We start from the raw sequence: 19543 nt of genomic DNA, 5'->3' as shown, positions 1-19543 counted from the left end.
AGAGAGCTCAGAGCTTGCGCAGCCTCAGCAGCGCATCGGCGAGGATCTCGTCGCGCTTGCAGCACGCGAAGCGGACCTGGGTCTCGACGCCCTCGGGCGAGGCGTGGAAGACCTGGTTCGGGACGGCCGCGACGCCGACGCGCTCGGGCAGCGACCGGCAGAACTCCAGCGAGTCGGTGACGCCGAGGGGCGCGACGTCGGCGGTGACGAAGTACGTCGCCTTGGAGTGGAACACCTCGAGGCCCAGCTCGCGCAGGCCGTCGGTGAGCAGGTCGCGCTTGCGTCCGAGGTCGGCGCCCAGGGCGGCGAGCCGGCTGTCGGGCAGCTCGAGTCCCGCGACGATGCCGTGCTGCAGCGGCGTGCCGGCGGCGAAGGAGAACCACTGCTTGACCCCGAGCACCTTCGCCACGAGGTCGGCGGGCCCGGTCGCCCAGCCGATCTTCCAGCCGGTCACCGAGAACGTCTTGCCGCCCGAGCCGACGGTGATCGTGCGCTCGAACATCCCCGGCAGCGTGGCGATCGGGACGTGCACGTTGTCGTCGAACACCAGGTGCTCGTAGACCTCGTCGGCCAGCACGATCAGGTCGTGCTCGATCGCGACGTCCGCGATCGCCTCCAGCTCGTCGCGCGAGAGCACCGCGCCGGTGGGGTTGTGCGGGGTGTTGAGCACGATCATCTTCGTCCGCTCGGTCACCGCCGCCCGCAGCGCGTCGGCGTCCAGCGCGTAGTGGGGCGCGTGGATCCGGACGGGCACGAGCGTCGCGCCGAGCAGCTGAGCGGTCGCGCCGTAGAGGTCGTAGTACGGCTCGAGCGCGATCACCTCGTCGCCGGGACGCAGCAGCGCGGTCATGGCCGACGAGAGCGCCTCGGACGCGCCGGAGCAGACCACCACGCCGCCGGTCGCCGCGACGTCGAGGCCGTACCAGCGGCGCTGGTGCTCCGCGATGGCCGTGCGCAGCGACGCGATGCCGACCGCCGGCGGGTACTGGTTCCACCCCTTGTGCATGGCGGCGACGGCGGCGTCGACGACCTCGTGCGGGCCCGGCGTGTCGGGGAAGCCCTGGCCGAGGTTGATCGCGTCGTGCTCGAGCGCCAGCCGGGACATCTCGCTGAAGATCGTCTCGGCCACTAGTGGGTCACTCCCATTCGATCGTCCCCGGCGGCTTGCTCGTCACGTCCAGGACCACGCGGTTGATCTCGGCGCACTCGTTGGTGATCCGGGTGGAGATGCGTTCGAGCACGTCGTAGGGCAGGCGGGTCCAGTCGGCGGTCATCGCATCCTCGCTGGAGACGGGACGCAGCACCACCGGGTGCCCGTAGGTGCGCCCGTCGCCCTGGACGCCCACCGAGCGCACGTCGGCGAGCAGCACCACCGGGCACTGCCAGATCACCTCGTCGAGGTCGGCCGAGGTCAGCTCCTCGCGGGCGATCGCGTCGGCGCGGCGCAGCGTGGCGAGCCGCTCGGCGTCGACGGCCCCGATGATCCGGATCGCGAGCCCCGGACCGGGGAACGGCTGGCGGCGCACGATCGTCTCGGGCAGGCCCAGCTCGGCGCCGACCTTGCGCACCTCGTCCTTGAACAGCGCGCGCAGCGGCTCGACCAGCGAGAACTGCAGGTCGTCGGGCAGGCCGCCGACGTTGTGGTGCGACTTGATGGTGGCCGCGCCGGAACCTCCGCCGGACTCGACGACGTCGGGGTAGAGCGTGCCCTGGACCAGGAAGTCCGCGCCCTTGCCCTCGGCCACCTCGCGCGCCGCACCCTCGAAGGAGCGGATGAACTCGCGGCCGATGATCTTGCGCTTCTCCTCCGGGTCGACGACGCCGTCGAGCTCGCGCAGGAACGTCTCCGCGGCGTCGACGGTGACGAGGTCGACGCCCGTCGCGGCGACGAAGTCGCGCTCGACCTGGCCGCGCTCGCCCTCGCGCAGCAGGCCGTGGTCGACGAACACGCACGTGAGGCGGTCGCCGATCGCGCGCTGCACCAGCGCCGCGGCCACCGCGGAGTCGACGCCGCCGCTCAGGCCGCAGACGGCGCGGCCGTCGGGGCCGATCTGCGCGCGGATCGCGTCGACGGTCTCGGCGATGATGTTCGCGGTGTTCCAGTCGGCGTCGACGCCGGCGACGTCGCGCAGGAAGCGGCGCAGGATCTCCTGGCCGTGCGGCGAGTGCCCGACCTCCGGGTGGTACTGGACGCCGGCGAACCGGCGCGCCACGTCCTCGAACGCCGCCACCGGCGCACCGGGCGACGACGCGGTGACCGTGAAGCCCTCGGGCGCCTTCGTCACGCCGTCGCCGTGGCTCATCCACACCGGGTGCGCGTCGGGCAGGTCGTCGTGCAGGCGCCCGGGTTCGGTCACCGACAGCTCGGTGCGCCCGTACTCCCGCGCGCCGGTGTGCTCGACGACCCCACCGAGCGCGCCGGCCATGAGCTGGAAGCCGTAGCAGATGCCGAACACCGGCACCCCGGCGTCGAACAGCGCCGGGTCGACGGCCGGCGCTCCCTCCTCGTACACGCTCGCGGGCCCGCCGGACAGCACGATCGCCGCCGGGTCCTTGGCGAGCATGTCGTCGACGGCCGTCGTGTGCGGCACGACCTCCGAGTACACCTGCGCCTCACGCACCCGACGGGCGATGAGCTGCGCGTACTGAGCGCCGTAGTCGACGACGAGGACGGGTCGGTCACCACTGCCGGTCACGGTCCCCATCGTGCCCGACGACCGGCACCGACCGGACGCTCGCCACCTTAGTGTCAGTGACACTAGTGTCTCCGCTACCATGACTCAGCGATCCGGACTCGCCCTCGCCGTCCTCGCCCTCGCCGCCGAGGAGCCCATGCACCCGTACCGGATGCAGCAGCTCCTGCGGGAGCGCGGCAAGGACCAGGTGGTCAACGTCGGCCAGCGCTCGCAGCTCTACAAGACGATCGACCGTCTCGTGCGGGACGACCTGCTCGTCGCCCGGGCCACCGAGCGGGAGGCGACGCGTCCCGAGCGCACCGTCTACGCGGCCACCGACGCCGGCCGCGAGCTCGCGATCACCTGGACCCTCGACATGCTCACGGCACCGCGCCACGAGTTCGCCGAGTTCACCGCCGCGCTGGCCTACCTGCCGCTGCTCGACCCCGAGGTCGCCGCGGACGCGCTGGCCCTGCGTCTGTCCGACCGGCGCAGCGAGCTCGAGCGGGTGCGCCACGACCTCGAGAAGGCACCCGACTTCCTGCCGCGGATCGTCGTCGTCGAGGCCGAGTACGCGATCGCGCACCTCGAGACCGACGTCGCCTGGATCGCCGCCCTGCTCGACGACCTCCGCTCCGGCGCCCTCACCTGGGACCGCGCCGCCCTGACCGACATCGCGCGCCGGGCGGACCCCGGCGGGGAGGACCGACCATGAAGGTGATCATCATCGGCGGCGGGACCGGCGGCATGTGCCTCGCGCACGGCCTGCGCCGCGCCGGCATCGACGTCGCCGTGCACGAGCGCGACCGGACCCGGACGAGCGGGCTGCACGGCTACCGCGTCGGCATCTCGCCGAACGGCGCGCGGGCGCTCAAGGCGTGCCTCGACCCCGAGCTCTTCGCGACGTTCGTCGCCACCACGGCCGCGCCCTACGACACGCTCGCCATGCTCACCGAGCGGTACCGGACGCTGCTCACGATGTCGTTCGACGACCTGCCGCACACCAGCGGCGGGCCCGAGGACCGCGCCCCCGAGGACAAGGAGCACAACGTCAGCCGGATGACGCTGCGCCAGGTCCTGTTCACGGGCATGGAGGACGTCATCACGTTCGACCGCCGCTTCACGCACTACTCCCAGCACCCCGACGGGCGCGTGACCGCGCACTTCGACGACGGCAGCGCCGACACCGGTGACCTGCTCGTCGGCGCCGACGGCGCGGGCTCGCCGGTGCGGCGCCAGCACCTGCCGCACGCCACGCACACCGAGACCGGCCTGGTCGGGATCGGGGGCAAGACGCTGCTCACCGAGCGCACCGAGGCCCTGCTGCCCGAGCCCGTCCGGCACGGCTTCGGTATGTACTTCGACCGCCGCGGCCAGTTCGGGATCACGCACGTGATGCGGATGCCGTGGGGCGGCGTCGACGGTCCGGGCTCCAGCGACGAGGAGCTCATGGGGCGCTGGCCCGGCCTGCGCTTCGACAACACCACCGACCACGTGTCCTGGGCGATCACGACGTCCCGCTCGCTGGCGCCGCCCGACGTCCTCGACCGCACCGGCACCGACCTCGTCACCCTCGCCGGGGAGCTCAGCGCCGGTTGGGACCCCCGCTGGCTCGACCTGATCGCCACCTCCGACCCGGGCGCGGCGGTCGCGCTGAGCATCCGCACCGCCGACCCGGTGCCGGCGTGGACACCGAGCACCGTGACGATGATCGGCGACGCGATCCACACCATGACCCCGGGCCGCGGGGCGGGCGCCAACACCGCGCTGCGCGACGCCCGCGAGCTGCGCGACCGCCTCGTGCGCGTGCGGGACGGGGAGCTCGGGCTCGTCGAGGCCGTCGGCGAGTACGAGGACCTGATGCGCCGGTACTCGTCGCTCGCCGTCCGCGAGTCGCTGGAGTTCATGAACGACAACGGCACCGCCCGGCGCCCGGTGATCGGCCCGCTCTCGGTGCTGGCCCAGCGCACCGGGATGCGCCTGGTCGACCGCATCCCGCCCGCCAAGCGCCGCATGGCCCGCGGCTTCCAGAAGGTGCGGGACTCCGAGCTGGTGTGAGGGCCTGCGGCCACGTGAGGGATCCGGGTCGCCCGGACGACCCGGATCCCTCACGTGCGGAGCATCAGCGCCAACGGTCCCGCGTCCACCTCGCCGCGGTGCCAGGGCACCTCGGCGAGCGGGACGGCCAGGCGCAGCCCGGGGGCCCGGCGGGACAACGCCGTGAGCGCAGCGGTGATCTCCAGCCGGGCCAGCGCCGCGCCGAGGCAGTGGTGCGGTCCCCGCCCGAAGCCCAGGTGCGGGCCGCGCCGCCCGGGGCACAGCGCCTCGGGGTCGTCGAAGCGCTCCGGATCGTGGTTGGCCGCCTCGATCCGCAGGAGCACCTCGTCGCCCGCCGCGACCGCGACGCCGCCGAGCTCCAGGTCCTCCTGGGCCCAGCGCGGGAAGACCTCGACGCCCAGGCGCCGGACGAGCTCGTCGACGAGGCCCTCGACGTCGGCGCGCTCGGCGAGCCCGGCCAGGGCGTCGGTGCGCAGCAGGTGGACCACGGCGACCGCGAGCCCGCCCCGCACCGTGATCACCCCGGCCGCCAGCAGCGCGCTGACCAGGGCGACCAGCTCGCCGTCGCCCAGGCGCCCGTCGTCGGCGTCGTCCACGGCGACGAGGGCGCCGAGGAGGTCCTCGCCGGGGTCCTCGCGTGCGGCCGCGACGAGCCCGTCGGTGAACGCGGTCAGCGCGCCCCACGCCCGCTCGGCCTCGGCGAGCAGGGCGGGGTCGCCCGCGGCGGCCATGGGGTCGGCGCGGAGGGCGTCCTCGACCAGGCCCCGGAACTCGGGGTGCTCGGCCAGGTCGACGCCGAGCAGCAGCCCGAGGCTCCCGACGGCCAGGGGCGTCGACAGCACGTCGACCAGGTCGACCGGCCCGTCGGCGTCCACCAGCGCCGCGACGTGGGCCTCGGCGAGCGCGGTCACCCGCGGGGCCAGCTCGGCGATCCGGCGCGGGGTGAACGCCCGGGCGACGAGGCGGCGCAGGCGGGTGTGCGCCGGCCCGTCCTGGAACAACGACGCACGCTCGTCGACGGGGACCCCGGGCGGCACGAGCCCGAGGCGCCGGTCGGCGAGCCCGGCCGCGACCAGGTCGTAGGACGTGACGAGCCACGCGCGGCGCCCGTCGGCGCGGGCGACACGGGTCACCGGCCCGGCCGTGCGGTCGTACGCCGGCGGTCCCACCGGGTCCGGGCGTTCGAGCGGCAGCGTCTGCTCCACGACTCCTCCTCCACGTTGCGGGTGCAATGTGAAGAATGACGATACAGGTGCAATGTGACAAGGTGGCGCCGTGCCGAAGCAGGTCGACCCCCACGAGCGCCGGACGCTGCTCGCCGACGCACTGCTCCGCGTCGCCGCCACCCGCGGGCTGATGGACGTGAGCCTGCGCCACGTCGCGGCCGAGGCCGGGGTCACCGCGGGGATGGTGCAGCACTACTTCCGCACCAAGGACGAGATGATGGTCTTCGCGCTGGACGTCGTCTCCGCTCGTGTCCAGGCCCGTCTCGAGGCCGACCCGACCACGCACGACGGACCGCGGGCTCTCGTGCGCGCCCTGCTCGTCCAGCTCCTGCCGGTCGACGACGACCGCGTGCTCGAGGGCCGGGTCGCGATCGCCTTCCACGCCTACGCCGCGAGCCGCCCCGCCGTGGCGACCCGGCTGCGCGAGGACACCCGGGGGATGCGCGCCATGATCGCGGAGCACATCCGGTCGGCGGGACGGAGCGCCCTGGACCCCGGGCAGGCCGCCACCGGCCTGCTCTCCCTCGTCGAGGGGCTGGCCGTCCACGTCCTGGGCGGCCACATCACGGCCGACCACGCCGTCGCGACCCTCGACGCCCACCTCGCCATGGCCTTCGGCCACGTGAGTGTTCTGGGTCGTCCTGACGACCCGGAACACTCACGTGCGGAGCATCGATGAGTTCGCGGCGCGGCGGCCGTCCACCTCCCGACGCACCCCGCCGAGGAAGGGATCCTCATGCCCGTGGCCGACCCCAGCACCGTCTACGCCGCCACCCACGTCGAGCGCGCCGCGCTCGCCGACGACCTCGCCGGGCTCACCGACGCGCAGTGGGCGACGACGTCGCTGTCCGACCGGTGGACGGTCGAGGAGACCGTCGCCCACCTCACCGCCGCCGCGAGCATCGGGCCGTGGCGCTGGGTGCGCAGCGTCCTGGGTGCGCGGTTCGACTTCGACCTGCACAACGACCGCCGCCTCGCCGAGCACTGCGGCGCCACGCCCGCCGAGACCCTCGCGCGCTTCCGGGCGGTGCGGGACAGCACGACGTCGACGTGGGGCCCGAAGGCGGCGTGGCTCGGCGAGGTCGTCATCCACGGCGAGGACATCCGCCGCCCGCTCGGGCTCGTGCGCACGCCGCCGGTGGAGACGACCACCACGGTCGCCGAGTTCGTCGCGAGCCGCGACTTCACGGTCGGCGGGAAGACGGTGAGCGAGGGCCTGCGCCTCGAGGCCACCGACGGCCCGTTCGCCGTCGGCGACGACCCCCTGGTCACCGGTCCGACGCTGTCGCTCGTCATGGTCATGGCCGGGCGCGCCGCCCACCTCGACGACCTCGACGGGCCCGGTGTCGCGACCCTGCGCAGCCGGATCCGAGGACGCCCCCTCGAGAACCCCGCCTCTAGAACGCCGCCTCGAGAAGCGCCGTGAGGCTCTCCCGCGTCACCGGGGCGGGGTTCGCGTAGGGCGCGGCGAGCACCTGCTCCACGACGCGGGGCAGTCCGTCGGCGGGCATGCCGAGGGCCGCCAGGGAGGTCGGGGCGCCGAGGTCGCGGGCCCGGGTGGCCAGGGCCTTGGCCACCGTGTCGGGATCGGGGCCCACCCCGAGCGCACGGCCGAGCGCGGCGATCGCCGCCGGCGCGGCGGGGCCGTTGTGGGCCACGACGTGGGGGAGCACGACGGCGTGGGTCTCGGCGTGCGGCAGGTCGAACGAGCCGCCCAGGACGTGGCAGAGCTTGTGGTGCAACGACATCGTCGTCGCACCGAGCACCGCGCCGCAGAGCCACGCGCCCTGCAGCGCCCCGGACCGTGCGTCCAGGTCGTCGGGCGTCTCGACGACCACCGGCAGCGCGGCCAGCAGCGCCCGCGCGCCCTCCTCGGCCATCACCGCGGTGATCGGCGTGCTGTCCGGCGCCCACAGCCCCTCGACGGCGTGGGCGACGGCGTTGAGCCCGCTGGTCACCGAGAGACCCACCGGCAGGGTGCGCGTCAGCTCGGGGTCGTAGACGACCGAGCGCGGGAGCACCGCCCGGTCCCGGCCCGTGCGCTTGACCCCGTCCTCGGTGAGACCCCACACCGGGGTCATCTCCGACCCGGCGTACGTCGTGGGCACGGCCACGACCGGCAGCCCGTGGCGCAGCGCGACGGCCTTGCCCAGGCCCACCGACGACCCGCCCCCGATCGTGACGCACCCGTCGGCACCCAGCTCGCGGGCACGGTCGGCGGCCGCGGCGGCCACCTCGACGGGCACGTGCTGGCGCGCACCGGCGAAGACCCCGGCGGCCCGGCCGCCGAGCCCGTCGGCGGCCGCGCGCAGCGTCGCCTCCTGCTCGGGCGTGCCGAGCACGAGCACCCGGGCCAGCCCGAGGCGCTCCAGCTCCTCGCCCAGCTCGGCCAGACGGCCGGGGCCGAAGACCACGCGCATCGGCAGGGCGTCGTGGACGAAGCGCATGCCGGTCAACCTACGTCGATCGCGGCCGAGGAGACGGGGACCAGGACGACCTCGACGTCGGCGTGCCGGTAGGGCCGGTCGAGGCCCTCGGCGTCCTCGTCGACGTTCGCGAAGTCCACGACCAGGTCGGACTTCACCGCGAACACCGCGTCCTGCTCGAGGTACGGGCTCCCCCGCACGAACAGGTGCGTCGTCAGCGCGTCGAACCCGGGCGCCGAGACGAGCAGGTGCACGTGCGCGGGCCGGTAGGGGTGGCGCCGGGTGGTGCCCAGCAGCGCGCCGACGGGCCCGTCGGTGGGGATCGGGTAGTGCCCCGGGACGACGGTCCGGAACCGGAACCGGCCCTCGTCGTCGGCGTGGAAGAGCCCGCGCCCGTTGCCCGCCGGCTGCACGTCCGGCTGCTGGACGTCGTAGAAGCCGTCCTCGGTGCACTGCCAGACGTCGATCTCCGCGCCGGGCACGGGCCGCCCGGACGGGTCGACCACGCGGCCGGTGACCAGTGCCCGACGGCCGCCGCCGACGTCGTCGATGCTGTCCCCGAGCTCGCGCGCCGGGGACGACGTCATGTGGAACGGGCCGAGGACGGTGCTCTCGGTGCCTTCGGGAGAGCCGTTGAGCGTCTCCACCAGCGACGACACCCCGAGCACGTCGGAGAGCAGGATGAACTCCTGGCGGGTGTCGTCGCACGTGGCGCCGACGCCGGTGAGGAAGCCGATCGCGGCCTCCCACTCGGCCACGGTGGGCTCCACCTCGCGCACGAGCTCGTGGAGGTGCACGACGACGCGCTCGAGGATCGTGCGCAGACGCTCGTCGGGGGTGGACGCGAAGCTCGCGAGCACCTCGTCCGTGAGACCCGTGCTCACAGCCGCAGCAGCCGCTCGGCGTTGCCGTGCGCGATCTTGGCCCGGTCGGCCTCGCTGATCGGGGCGGTGCGCAGGAACTCGGTGGCGACGTCCATCTCCTCGAAGGGGTAGTCGGTGCCGAAGAGGATGTGGTCGGCCCCCAGCGCGAGCAGCGAGCACAGCAGCGGCGCGGCGGAGCAGACGCCGCTGGTCGTGATGTAGAGGTTGTGGCGCAGGTACTCCGAGGGGTTCCCCCGGGCGAGCTCGATGCCGTGGTGGGCGTGGAAGTCCCAGCGGGAGTCCAGGCGCCAGAGCACGAACGGCAGGGCCTCGCCCATGTGCCCGAGGAGCAGCTTCGCCTCGGGGAAGTCGTCGAACACGCCGGAGAAGATCAGGCGCAGGGCGTGCGACGCGGTGTCGGTGCCCCAGCTCCACATCGGGCCGATGAGCTCGGGGTGCCCGGACAGCACGTCCGCCGCGTCGACGCCGTTGGCCGGGTGCAGGTAGAGCGGGACGTCGAGACCCGCCGCGTACTCCCAGACGACGCGCAGCTCGGGGTCGTCGAGGTAGCGGCCCTGGGTGTGGGCGTTGACCAGCGCCCCGCGCAGGCCGAGCTGCGTCACCGAGCGCTCGAGCTCCTTCGCCGCGGCCTGCGGGTCCTGCAGCGGCAGCGCCGCGAAGCCCGCGAACCGCGTCGGGTGGGCCTCGATCGTCGCCGCGAGCAGGTCGTTGACGGCCGAGGCGCGCGAGACCGCGGTCGCGGCGTCCGGCTCCGCCTGCAGGCCCGGCGAGTTCAGCGAGAGCACCTGCACGTCGAGCCCGGCGGCGTCCATGCGCTCGAGCCGCGCTCCGGTGAGGTCGAACAGCCGGCGCGACATCTCCGCCCACACGTGGGGTTCCGCGATCGTCGCCGTGCCCGCGCCGTACCCGGCGAGCTCCTCGGTGACGAAGTGCTCTTCCAGCCCGATCGTCCGCATCCTGACCCCGCTCCTCTATTCACCATCGCGCATTGACTTCCTCAATGATGAATCCTACCGTTCGTCGGTGTCAAACCTCACAGGAGGAGCACGCATGATCGAGAGCGCCGGAGACGGAGCGCAGCGGAGCTCGACCCTCGACTCCGAGACCGTGGACGTGGCCGTCGTGGGCTACGGCCCCGTGGGGATGGCGACGGCCGCGCTGCTGGGCGCCGCCGGGCACCACGTCGTCGTGCTGGAGCGCTACGCCGGGCTCTACAACCTGCCCCGGGCGGCGATCTTCGACGACGAGACGATGCGGACGCTGGCGCGTCTCGACGTCGCGGAGGAGCTGCTGCCGAAGCTGCACGTGCAGCGCAACTACGAGTGGCGCAACGGCGCGGGCGAGCTGCTCATCGAGCACGACTTCGCCGCGACCGGGCGCTCCGGCTGGGCGGAGTGGTACATGATGTACCAGCCCGAGCTGGAGGACGCGCTCGACCGGCGCGCCCGCGACGCCGGCGTCGACGTCCGTTTCGACAGCCCGGTCACGGGCCTGACCGACCACGGCGACCACGTCGAGCTCCACGTCGGCGGCCGCGAGCCGCACCTGGTCCGGGCCCGCTGGGTCATCGCCTGCGACGGCGGCAACAGCTTCGTGCGCTCCGCGCTCGGGCTGGCGACGACGGACTACGGGTTCTCCGAGCCCTGGATGGTGTGCGACTTCCGCTTCCGCGACGCCGCCGCGGCGCACACCGTGCCCACCGCGCGGCAGGTCGGCGACCCGGCCGGCCCCACCTCGATCATCTCGCTCGGCCCGGCGCACCACCGCTTCAGCTACATGCTCGACTCGGTCGAGGACTTCGACGTCGAGCGCGACCCCGAGAAGGTGTGGGCGCGCACCACCCGCTGGCTCTCCCGCGACGACGCCGAGCTCATCCGCGTCGCCACCTACACGTTCCGCTCCCTGGTCACCGACCGGTGGCGGGTCGGGCGCGTCCTGCTCGCCGGCGACGCCGCGCACCAGATGCCGCCGTTCCTCGGGCAGGGCATGTGCTCGGGGGTCCGCGACGCCCAGAACATCGCGTTCAAACTCGACGCCGTCCTGCGGGGCCGGCTGGCCGACGACGTGCTCGACACCTACCAGCAGGAGCGCGAGCCCCACGTCCGCGCGGTGATCGAGAAGGGCATCGAGCTCGGGCGCCAGCAGACGGTGCGCGATCCGGAGCGCGCCGCCGAGCGCGACCGCGTCCTGCTCGGGCGCCGGGCGGCGAACCAGGAGCCCGACACCATCCGCTTCCCCGGGCTGGTCGACGGCCTGCTGGCGACGACGTCGGGGCCCGGGCGCGGGGAGCTCGCGGTGCAGGGCGTCGTCGACGACGGCACGGTGCGCGACCGGCTCGACCAGGTCGTCGGGCACGGTGCCCACCTGCTGCTCGACGCCCGCAGCGTCACCCTCGACGAGGACACCGCCGCGGCCCTCGCCGCGGCGGACGTCCGCGTCGTCGCGCTGCACGCCGAGGAAACGCCCGTCGTCGACGGCCTCCTGGACATCGACGGCACCCACCTGGCCTGGCTCGCCTCCCTCGGGGTCGTCGCGGCCGCCGTCCGTCCCGACCTCTACGTCTTCGGCACCGCGACCGACGCCGACGCCACCGACGCCCTGGCCCGCGAGCTCGTCGCGGCCCTCGGCGCCCCCAGCCCGGCCCTCCAGCACTGACCAGCTCGCACTGACCAGCCAGCACCCACCCTCGCCGACGACGCCAGGAGCCCCTCGATGACCGCCCCACCCGCACGCGCCACCGAGCGCCTCGTCCTGGTCCTCTCGGCCGGCTTCGCCGCGCTCGAGGGCTACGACCTCGCCTGCTACGGCGTGACCGTCCCCTCCCTGCTCGCCGACCGCGGCTTCGGCGCCGACAAGGCCGCCGCCGGCACCGTCGGCTCGCTGGTGGCCATCGGGATGCTGCTCGGGGCCGCGATCTGCGCGGCCACCATCCGCCGGGCCGGCAGCCGGCGGCTGCTGATCGGCGGCGCGGGCCTGTTCTCCCTCGGCATGCTCGTGTGCGCGATCGCGCCGACCTTCGCCCTGTTCGGGGCCGCCCGCCTCGCCGTCGGCGTCGGGCTCGGCATCGTGCTGCCGACGGTGACGGCCTACGTCGCCGACCTCTCCGCGCCGGAACGCCGGGCCCGCAACGTCGGCATCATGATGTCCGGGTACGCCGCGGGCGCCCTGCTCGCCCCGCTGCTGGGCGCCGCGCTGCTGACCGGCGGGAGCTGGCGCTGGATCTACGTCATCGGCGCCGCCCCGGCGATCGTGCTGCTCCCGCTCGCGATCCGGATGCTCCCCGAGAGCCCGGTGCACGAGGAGTCGGGCGGCGCCGTCGCCCGGGGCGACCTCCTGGGCCTGCGCCCGCTGCTCGCCCCCGGGGTGCGGGGCGCGACGCTGCTGTTCTGGGCGATTTCGTTCTGCGGCCTGCTGCTCGTGTTCGGCATCAGCACCTGGCTCCCGACGATCATGCAGACCGCCGGCTACTCGCTCGGCTCGTCGCTGCTGCAGACCGCGGCCCTGTGGGTCGGGGCCGGTGTCGGCATGGTTCTCGGCGGGCGCATCGCCGACCGCGTCGGCATCAAGCCCGTCGTCGCCGTCGCGTTCCTCGCCGGCGCCGCGAGCCTGCTGGTGATGAGCGCCCGCCCCGCGCTCGGCGTGCTGTTCCTGCTCATGTTCGTCGGCGGGCTCGGGCTCATCGGCTCGCAGGTGCTCACCAACGCCTACATCGTCGGCCACCACCCGCCGGAGCTGCGCGGACGGGCGATCGGCTGGGCACTGTCGATCGGGCGCCTCGGCGCGATCGCCGGCCCGCTCGTCGGCGCGGCGATCCTGTCCTCCGGGCTCGGCGTGGCGTGGAACTTCTACCTGTTCGCCGTCCCCGGGATCGTCGGGGCGCTGCTGGCGCTGGCGGTCCCGGCGATCCGGTCCCGCGCGGCGACGCCGGACTCGGCCCGGGTCACCGCCTGAGACCGTGACTACGCTCCACGGCGTGGCCCCCGCCGGCGCGCAGGACGACGACCCCGAACCGCAGGGCCCGTCGGGCGCCTCCCGCCAGGGCATCCAGTCGGTCGAGATCGCGATGACGGTGCTGGACGCCCTCGAGCGCGGCGGCGGGCCGATGAGCCTCACGCAGATCGCGCAGGCGAGCGGGATGGGCGCGAGCAAGGCGCACCGCTACCTCGTGAGCCTGGGGCGTGCGGGGATGGTGGCGCAGTCGCGCAGCTCCGGGCTCTACGACATGGGTCCGGCGCTGCGCCGCCTCGGCGCCGAGTCGCTGCGGCGCATGGACGAGGTCGGGCTGGTCTCGCAGTACATCCCGGGCCTGCGCGATCGCACGGGCCACGCCGTCAACCTCGCGGTGTGGGGCGACCACGGGCCGGTCATCGTGCGCTGGGACTACGGCGCCTACGCCCTCCCGATCACCGTGCGCGTCGGCGCGACGATGCCGATGCTGACGTCGTCGGTGGGCCGGGTCTACCTCGCCCACCTGCCCCGCTCGCTCACCGAGCCCGTCCTGCGCGCCCAGGAGGCCGACACCGGCGCCGGCTCGACGCGCGAGGTCGACGCCGTCGTCGAGGAGGTCCGGCGGCTGGGCTACGCCCGGACCTCGGGCGGCGTCATCCCCGGCATCGCCTCGGTGGCGGCGCCGGTGCTCACCACCGGCGACTCGCTCCCGCTCGTCGTCGCCCTCGCCCTGCCCGAGCGCGCGGCGTCGGAGGACGTCCTGCGCGACGTGACCGCGGAACTGCTGGAGGCCACCGCTGCGATGTCCGCGGAGCTCGGCGTGGCGTGAGCCCCGGAACGTGAGCACCCGAAATCCGGCGGCCCCGACCCGATCTCCCGGTTAGCGTCCTGTCCCGTCCGAGGCACCCGAGCCGCGGAGAGGAGACAGCACCGTGCAGAAGGTCGGCGAGCGTCTGGTCAACTGGGCGTCGATCCTCGACGCGCGCACGCGGGAGCAGGCCGAGCGCACGGCGGCGATGCCGTTCATCCACCCGCACGTCGCGCTCATGCCCGACGCGCACCTCGGCCGGGGCGCGACCGTCGGGTCGGTGATCCCGACCCTGCGGGCGATCATGCCGGCGGCCGTGGGCGTGGACATCGGCTGCGGGATGGCGGCGGTCCGGACGCAGTTCGACGTCGGGGAGCTGCGGGCGAAGGGGTCGCTCGCGCCGCTGCGGGAGTCGATCGAGCGGGCGATCCCGCTCGGGGCCGGGCACCACAACCGGAAGGTCGTGGCGACCTCGGTGCCGCGGGTCGAGGAGCTCACGCACCTCGCCGAGGAGGCCGGGTTCGACCCGTCGCGGGACAAGAAGGGGTGGGAGGCGCAGCTCGGCACGCTGGGCAGCGGCAACCACTTCATCGAGGTCACCGTCGACGAGGCCGACCGGGTGTGGCTGTTCCTGCACTCCGGATCCCGGGGCGTGGGCAACAAGATCGCCCAGCGACACACCGCCGTGGCGCGCGAGGCCTGCGCCGGCGTCGACCTGCCCGACCCGGACCTCGCCTACCTCACCGAGGACACCGAGGAGTTCTGGACCTACATCCGCGAGCTGCGGTGGGCCCAGCACTACGCGCTGCTCAACCGCGAGGAGATGATGGACCGGGTGGTGCGGCAGACCTCGGAGTTCGTCGGCACCGAGGTGGTGGAGCAGGAGCGGATCTCCTGTCACCACAACTACACCGAGTCCGAGGAGCACTTCGGCGAGCAGGTCTGGGTCGCCCGGAAGGGCGCCATCGACGCCTCGGCGGGCCGGGCCGGCCTGATCCCGGGCTCGATGGGCACGGCGTCGTACGTGGTGGCCGGCAAGGGCGAGCCCGAGTCGCTGCACAGCTCGCCCCACGGGGCGGGCCGGGCGTACTCGCGGACCGCGGCCCGGAAGACCTTCACGCACGACCAGCTGCGGGAGGCCATGGCCGGGATCGAGTTCCGGGACACCGAGGCGTTCCTGGACGAGATCCCCGGGGCGTACAAGGACGTCGACGTGGTCATGGCCGACGCCGCCGACCTCGTCGAGGTCCGGCACACCCTGCGCCAGATCGTGAACGTGAAGGGCACCTAGGGCGCGCCCGGATCTGCGCGAAGGGCACCATCGATCGCTAGAAGCGGCTGATGGTGCCCTTCGCGCGATCCCGCCGAGGTGGCACCCCGCGCCTACACCACCGCGGTCTCGCCCCAGATGTCCTCGAGGTAGCGGCTCGACGTCCGCAGGCCCGCGAGCCAGGCCTCGCCGTCGGACTCGCCCGCGCCGGTCTTCGCGCGGAACACCGCGACCAGGGCCGCGCGCACACCGGGCGCCATGGTCGAGGCGTTGCCGCACACGTAGACCACGGCGTCCTCCTGCATCGCCGCCCAGACCTCGTCGGCGGCGCCCTCGAGCGCGTGCTGGACGTAGCGGTACGGCGAGCCCGGCACCCGCGAGTACGCCGGGAACAGCGTCGCGACGCCCGCCTTCTCGAAGGCGGCGAGCTCGTCGGCGTAGAGCAGGTCGTCCTCGGGGTCGCGGCAGCCGAGGAACAGCAGCGAGCGCGCGATCGGGACGCCGCGCGCCCGGAGCGACTCGCGCTCCTGGAGAAACCCGCGGAACGGGGCCATCCCCGTCCCCGCGCCCACCATGATCATCGGGACGTGCGGGTTCTCCGGGGGCCGGAAGCTGATGCTCGGCGAGCGGACGAAGGTGAACACCGTGCCGCCCTCGGGGACGTCGCCCAGGTGCCCGGAGCACACGCCCCGGAACGTCGCGCCGTCGCCCGCACGCGCCGGGCCCTCGAGCACCCCGACGGTCAGCGCGACCTCCGACGCCGTCTGCGGCGACGACGAGATCGAGTAGAACCGCGGGCGCAACGGGGGCAGCAGGTCGAGGAACGTCGCGAACGGCAGGTCGCACTCCGGGTGGGCCTCGAGCAGCTCGACCAGCGTGCGCCGGGGCTTGGCGATCTGCTCCCGGTAGCGCGCCTTCGCGTCGTCGTCGCTCGACGCCAGGCCCGCGAGCTCGTCGCGCGCCACCCCCTCGGGCATCGCCGCGGCCATCGCCGTGAGGCCCGCGCGGCTCGCCACGTCCTGCAGCTCCACGCAGCCCACGAGGATGCCGAGCAGCGGGTAGGGCTCGCCGACGGGCAGGTGGGTGGGCGCTGGGCGGGTGGGCGAGCCGGCAGCGGTGAGCGTGACGAACTGGCCCCCGTCGAGCCCGAAGCGGGCGATGACGCGGTTGACCAGCCCGATCGGGTTGCGGGGCAGCACGCCGAGGTGGTCACCGGTCGCGTAGGTCGCGCCGGCGGGCAGCGCGATCTCGAGGTGGCGCACCGAGCGGCCGCCCGGCGTGCCGGCGCGGGCGGTGAGCTCGCGGTTCACGCGCACCGTGGCCGCCTGGCCCCGGTAGGACTGCAGCACCGGGCTCGCGGTGCGCCGTTGCTCGAGCGTCACGGACAGGCGCGGTCCGCCGTCGGCCGTCGCCGTCGTCGAGGCGTCCAGGCCCAGGGCGGCGCCGAGGCCGTCCCACAGCCCCGCGTACCAGTCCTCGAACTGCGCGTCGAAGTCGCCGCGGGCGTCGCCCTCGCCGCGCCGGTACACGCGGGTGGCGCCCCGGGCCTCGAGTCCGCGGTCGACGCGCATCGGCACGGCCTGGTACGTCGCGGCCCAGTCGCGGTTGCCGCACCCGAAGACCGTGTACTTCACGCCCGCAGCCGAGGACACCGAGCCGTCCAGCCAGGCGCAGAACCTCCCCGCGTTGTCCGGCGGCTCCCCGTTGTACGACGAGGTCACGACGACCACGGCGCCCTCGCTCGGCAGCTCCCCCACGGCCTCGTCGAGCGCGGCGGTGCGCGCGGTGTAACCGCGGTCGCCCGCGTCGCGGGCGATGCGGGTGGCGAGGTCCTCGGCGGCGCCGAGGTTGGAGCCGAACAGCACGAGCAGCGGCGTGCCGTGCCGGTCGGCCGCCGCCACCGGCAGCGAGGCGCTGCGGGGTTCGGCGACTGCCGCCGGCGCCGGCCGGGACCCGCCGGTCCCCCAGGTGCGACCCGATCGCGGCCGCACCCGGATGGTCAGACCCTCCGGCTTCAGGGTGAGCGACTCCTTGATCGTGAGCTGGTAGTCCGCGTGGTCGACGAGCTCGAAGCGGTGCATGACCATCGCCAGCACCAGCGTCGCCTCCTGCATGGCGAACTGGCGCCCGATGCAGGCGCGCTGGCCCGAACCGAAGGGCCGGAAGGCGTTGGGCGGCAGGGCGTCGCGGCGCTCCGGCGCGAAGTGCTCGGGGTTGAAGTCCTCGGCGTCGTCACCCCAGACCTCAGGGAGCCGGTGCAGCATCGGCGTCAGCGCGATGATCGACCGCCCGGGCTCGAACGGGCCCCAGCCGCCCACCGTGGTGGTCTCGCGGGCCTGGCGCGTGAACGCGGGCGCGGTCGGCCACAGGCGCAGCGTCTCGTCGAGGATCTGCCGGATGTAGCCGAGCTGCTGGATCTGCGACACGGTCGGCGCCACCGAAGGATCGGTGCCGAACACGCGGTCGATCTCCTCCTGCGCCGTCGCCACCACCTCGGGATGCTTGAGCAGGTACGCGATCGCGAACGAGAGCAGCCCGCTGGTGGTCTCGTGGCCGGCGACGAGGAACGTGACGCACTGGGCGACGATATTGTGGTCGGGCAGGGCGTTCCCCTGCTTGTCGGTGCCGACGAGCATGTGCCCGAGCAGGTCGTTCCCGGGGTCCCCGGACGCCTTCCGCGCGTCGAGGATCCGCTGGACCGTGTCGTCCATGTACTTCGCGTCGGCCATCAGCTTGCGCTGGGCCCCGCGCCGCAACGGCAGCAACGCCGGGGGCACCTGCTGGCGGTGCTGCGTCTCGTGCAGCGCGCCCATCATGGCCTCGACGAACGGGTGCTGGGTGTCGCGGTAGAACGAGTTGAACCGGTAGCCGAAGCCGCAGAGCGCGATGGTGTCGAGGGTCAGCCGGGTCATGTCGGCCGCGACGTCGATGTCCTCGTCGGGGTTGGCGCGCTCCCACTTCAGGCACAGCTGCTCGGCGATGTCGATCATCGGGTCGACGTAGCCCTTCATCGCCCACGTCGAGAAGCTGGGCAGCAGGATGTCGTGCGCCGACTTCCAGAGCGGGTCCTCGGTGTCGGCCGTGAAGAGGCCCGCGCTCTTGTGGGTCTTGCGGAACTCCCGCTGGCTCAGCCCGACGAGCTTGTCGAAGCGGCTGTCGTCGCAGAGGTCGTCCACCATCTCCAGACCCGAGACGACGTAGCGGGTCCCCGACGGCGAGCTCACCGCGTAGATCGGCCCGTACTTGCGGGTGAGCGCCATCAGGTCCTGGATCAGCGTCGCCGGGTGGACGTCGCGGACGTTGCCCAGCAGCGGCACACCCTTGGGCCCGGGGATGTCGGCGACGGTCCGGGACGGGGTTGCCGCGCTCGACGTGGGGGTGGTCATGGCTCGCTCCTGGTGGGTCGGCGCGGGGCGGGGACGGCGGGGGCCTCGGGTGCGTGGCGGACCGCGCGGTCGTGGCGCAGGAGCACGACGGCGACGAGCAGCACCCAGGCCGGGAGGACGAGCAGGCTCGCGGGGTGGTCGGTCGCGGTGATCAGCAGCCAGGTCGCGAGCACGTAGCCGGCGATCGCCCCGCCGCGGGGCATGACGCCCGCGCTGCGCAGGAGCGTCGTCGTGGTCAGCGCGAACATGCCGGCACCGCGCACGGAGAACACGAACACCAGGCCGTAGCCGAGCCCGGACAGGGCACGCGCGGCCTCCGGGGCCAGCGGCGGACCGCCGCCGATCGTCGTCACGAACACCGGCGTCGCCAGGGCGGCGGTGCCCGCGAAGAGCAGGGCGACGAACAGGACCCCGGAGAGCAGGTTGAGACCGTTCGCCATGGCCGAGGGCGCCGGTGCCAGCGTGTCGAGCACGGAGCGCAGGGCGACGACGAACCAGAGGAACGCGATCCCGGCCAGCGGCACGAGGTAGAGGGCCACGGCGGTGACGACGGTGTTGCCGGCCCCGGCGTAGAAGGTCCCGTACGCGTGGTCGGGGGCACCGAGGTGCGGCACGCCGTTCACCACCACGAGGGCCGCGACGAACAGGCCCGAGAAGACGAGGCCCATCACGGCGGCGAGCCGCGGCGTCGCGGGCTTCACCGCTCGTCCTGCACGGGCTCGGCCTGCAGGTCCTCGAGGACCCGCAACAGGTCGAGCGTGCCGGAGAACGGCTGCTCCCGGCCGGTCTCGGTGATCACGGTGCCCTCCAGGCGCCCGTCGGGGGTGCGGAGGAGATCGACGCTCAGGTGCATGCCGGCCTC

Annotated in this window: 17 protein-coding genes; 8 read left to right on the top strand and 9 right to left on the bottom strand. The window is 73.9% G+C overall.

The genetic code is table 11. From position 1 onward, the window contains the following. Positions 1 to 7: 7 nt before the first annotated feature. Together OG774_RS24970 and guaA are read right to left on the bottom strand one after the other, a co-directional pair. On the bottom strand, positions 8 to 1129 hold the full coding sequence (locus OG774_RS24970) for an aminotransferase class I/II-fold pyridoxal phosphate-dependent enzyme (RefSeq protein WP_328305017.1): 1122 nt from the start codon (positions 1127 to 1129) through the stop codon (positions 8 to 10). A 7-nt stretch (positions 1130 to 1136) separates the two neighbouring features. Next, complete coding sequence (gene guaA, locus OG774_RS24965) at positions 1137 to 2696, bottom strand: glutamine-hydrolyzing GMP synthase (protein ID WP_442873912.1); 1560 nt, start codon at positions 2694 to 2696, stop codon at positions 1137 to 1139. 79 nt (positions 2697 to 2775) lie between these two features. On the opposite strand from guaA, the gene OG774_RS24960 reads away from it, so the two are divergent. Beyond that, on the top strand, positions 2776 to 3390 hold the full coding sequence (locus OG774_RS24960; protein WP_328305015.1) for a PadR family transcriptional regulator: 615 nt from the start codon (positions 2776 to 2778) through the stop codon (positions 3388 to 3390). After that, the gene (locus OG774_RS24955) at positions 3387 to 4733 is read left to right on the top strand and encodes an FAD-dependent oxidoreductase (protein WP_328305014.1); all 1347 of its coding nucleotides are present in this window, start codon (positions 3387 to 3389) and stop codon (positions 4731 to 4733) included. Before OG774_RS24960 ends, OG774_RS24955 begins: the two co-directional genes overlap by 4 nt. Before the next feature lie 50 nt (positions 4734 to 4783). Here the strand turns inward: OG774_RS24955 and OG774_RS24950 are convergent, their stop codons facing one another. Beyond that, positions 4784 to 5938 carry a cytochrome P450 gene (locus OG774_RS24950; protein WP_328305013.1) on the bottom strand — a complete coding sequence of 385 codons (1155 nt, stop codon included), beginning with the start codon at positions 5936 to 5938 and terminating at the stop codon, positions 4784 to 4786. Positions 5939 to 6008: 70 nt separating this feature from the next. Here OG774_RS24950 and OG774_RS24945 point away from each other — a divergent pair, with 70 nt between their 5' ends. Together OG774_RS24945 and OG774_RS24940 are read left to right on the top strand one after the other, a co-directional pair. Beyond that, a complete protein-coding gene (locus OG774_RS24945; RefSeq protein ID WP_328305012.1) occupies positions 6009 to 6638 on the top strand; it encodes a TetR/AcrR family transcriptional regulator in 630 nt (209 codons plus the stop codon). Positions 6639 to 6695: 57 nt separating this feature from the next. Continuing rightward, positions 6696 to 7385, top strand: a complete 690-nt coding sequence (locus OG774_RS24940; protein ID WP_442873911.1) for a maleylpyruvate isomerase family mycothiol-dependent enzyme — start codon at positions 6696 to 6698, stop codon at positions 7383 to 7385. On the opposite strand, the gene OG774_RS24935 is transcribed toward OG774_RS24940, so the two are convergent. Genes OG774_RS24935 through OG774_RS24925 form a run of 3 tightly spaced genes read right to left on the bottom strand, consistent with a single transcriptional unit; the run spans position 7357 to position 10225 of the window. Further along, positions 7357 to 8406: a maleylacetate reductase gene (locus OG774_RS24935; RefSeq protein ID WP_328305010.1), complete on the bottom strand. Its 1050-nt coding sequence runs from the start codon at positions 8404 to 8406 to the stop codon at positions 7357 to 7359. The genes OG774_RS24940 and OG774_RS24935 overlap by 29 nt on opposite strands. Before the next feature lie 5 nt (positions 8407 to 8411). Then, positions 8412 to 9269, bottom strand: a complete 858-nt coding sequence (locus tag OG774_RS24930) for a dioxygenase family protein (protein ID WP_328305009.1) — start codon at positions 9267 to 9269, stop codon at positions 8412 to 8414. Next, positions 9266 to 10225 carry an amidohydrolase family protein gene (locus tag OG774_RS24925; RefSeq protein ID WP_328305008.1) on the bottom strand — a complete coding sequence of 320 codons (960 nt, stop codon included), beginning with the start codon at positions 10223 to 10225 and terminating at the stop codon, positions 9266 to 9268. The genes OG774_RS24930 and OG774_RS24925 overlap by 4 nt, the downstream gene beginning before the upstream one ends. A 94-nt stretch (positions 10226 to 10319) precedes the next feature. Here OG774_RS24925 and OG774_RS24920 point away from each other — a divergent pair, with 94 nt between their 5' ends. The 4 genes from OG774_RS24920 (at position 10320) to OG774_RS24905 (ending at position 15316) form a co-directional block, all read left to right on the top strand. Then, positions 10320 to 11924, top strand: a complete 1605-nt coding sequence (locus OG774_RS24920) for a bifunctional 3-(3-hydroxy-phenyl)propionate/3-hydroxycinnamic acid hydroxylase (RefSeq protein WP_328305007.1) — start codon at positions 10320 to 10322, stop codon at positions 11922 to 11924. Positions 11925 to 11981: 57 nt separating this feature from the next. Beyond that, complete coding sequence (locus tag OG774_RS24915) at positions 11982 to 13220, top strand: MFS transporter (RefSeq protein ID WP_328305006.1); 1239 nt, start codon at positions 11982 to 11984, stop codon at positions 13218 to 13220. Positions 13221 to 13242: 22 nt separating this feature from the next. Further along, entirely contained in the window at positions 13243 to 14046 is an 804-nt protein-coding gene (locus OG774_RS24910; protein ID WP_328305005.1) for an IclR family transcriptional regulator, read from the top strand. 103 nt (positions 14047 to 14149) lie between these two features. Then, positions 14150 to 15316, top strand: coding sequence for an RtcB family protein (locus OG774_RS24905; protein ID WP_328305004.1), 1167 nt, complete (start codon positions 14150 to 14152; stop codon positions 15314 to 15316). A gap of 92 nt (positions 15317 to 15408) precedes the next feature. On the opposite strand, the gene OG774_RS24900 is transcribed toward OG774_RS24905, so the two are convergent. Genes OG774_RS24900 through OG774_RS24890 form a run of 3 tightly spaced genes read right to left on the bottom strand, consistent with a single transcriptional unit; the run spans position 15409 to position 19534 of the window. After that, entirely contained in the window at positions 15409 to 18681 is a 3273-nt protein-coding gene (locus OG774_RS24900; RefSeq protein ID WP_328305003.1) for a bifunctional cytochrome P450/NADPH--P450 reductase, read from the bottom strand. Then, entirely contained in the window at positions 18678 to 19382 is a 705-nt protein-coding gene (locus OG774_RS24895) for a hypothetical protein (RefSeq protein ID WP_328305002.1), read from the bottom strand. Before OG774_RS24895 ends, OG774_RS24900 begins: the two co-directional genes overlap by 4 nt. Continuing rightward, positions 19379 to 19534, bottom strand: coding sequence for a hypothetical protein (locus OG774_RS24890; protein ID WP_328305001.1), 156 nt, complete (start codon positions 19532 to 19534; stop codon positions 19379 to 19381). The genes OG774_RS24895 and OG774_RS24890 overlap by 4 nt, the downstream gene beginning before the upstream one ends. Between the last annotated feature and the right edge of the window lie 9 nt (positions 19535 to 19543).

The organism is Actinomycetospora sp. NBC_00405 (assembly GCF_036044095.1).
Taxonomy (GTDB): Bacteria; Actinomycetota; Actinomycetes; order Mycobacteriales; family Pseudonocardiaceae; genus Actinomycetospora; species Actinomycetospora callitridis.
This window is presented reverse-complemented; position numbering and strand designations above follow the sequence as displayed.

Bases quoted from the DNA above. Each gene is read 5' to 3' on its own strand.
- OG774_RS24900 (WP_328305003.1), bottom strand. From the start codon at position 18,681: ATGACCACCCCCACGTCGAGCGCGGCAACCCCGTCCCGGACCGTCGCC.
- OG774_RS24935 (WP_328305010.1), bottom strand. From the start codon at position 8,406: ATGCGCTTCGTCCACGACGCCCTGCCGATGCGCGTGGTCTTCGGCCCC.
- OG774_RS24915 (WP_328305006.1), top strand. From the start codon at position 11,982: ATGACCGCCCCACCCGCACGCGCCACCGAGCGCCTCGTCCTGGTCCTC.
- OG774_RS24925 (WP_328305008.1), bottom strand. From the start codon at position 10,225: ATGCGGACGATCGGGCTGGAAGAGCACTTCGTCACCGAGGAGCTCGCC.
- OG774_RS24955 (WP_328305014.1), top strand. From the start codon at position 3,387: ATGAAGGTGATCATCATCGGCGGCGGGACCGGCGGCATGTGCCTCGCG.
- OG774_RS24920 (WP_328305007.1), top strand. From the start codon at position 10,320: ATGATCGAGAGCGCCGGAGACGGAGCGCAGCGGAGCTCGACCCTCGAC.
- OG774_RS24890 (WP_328305001.1), bottom strand. From the start codon at position 19,534: ATGCACCTGAGCGTCGATCTCCTCCGCACCCCCGACGGGCGCCTGGAG.
- OG774_RS24960 (WP_328305015.1), top strand. From the start codon at position 2,776: ATGACTCAGCGATCCGGACTCGCCCTCGCCGTCCTCGCCCTCGCCGCC.
- OG774_RS24940 (WP_442873911.1), top strand. From the start codon at position 6,696: ATGCCCGTGGCCGACCCCAGCACCGTCTACGCCGCCACCCACGTCGAG.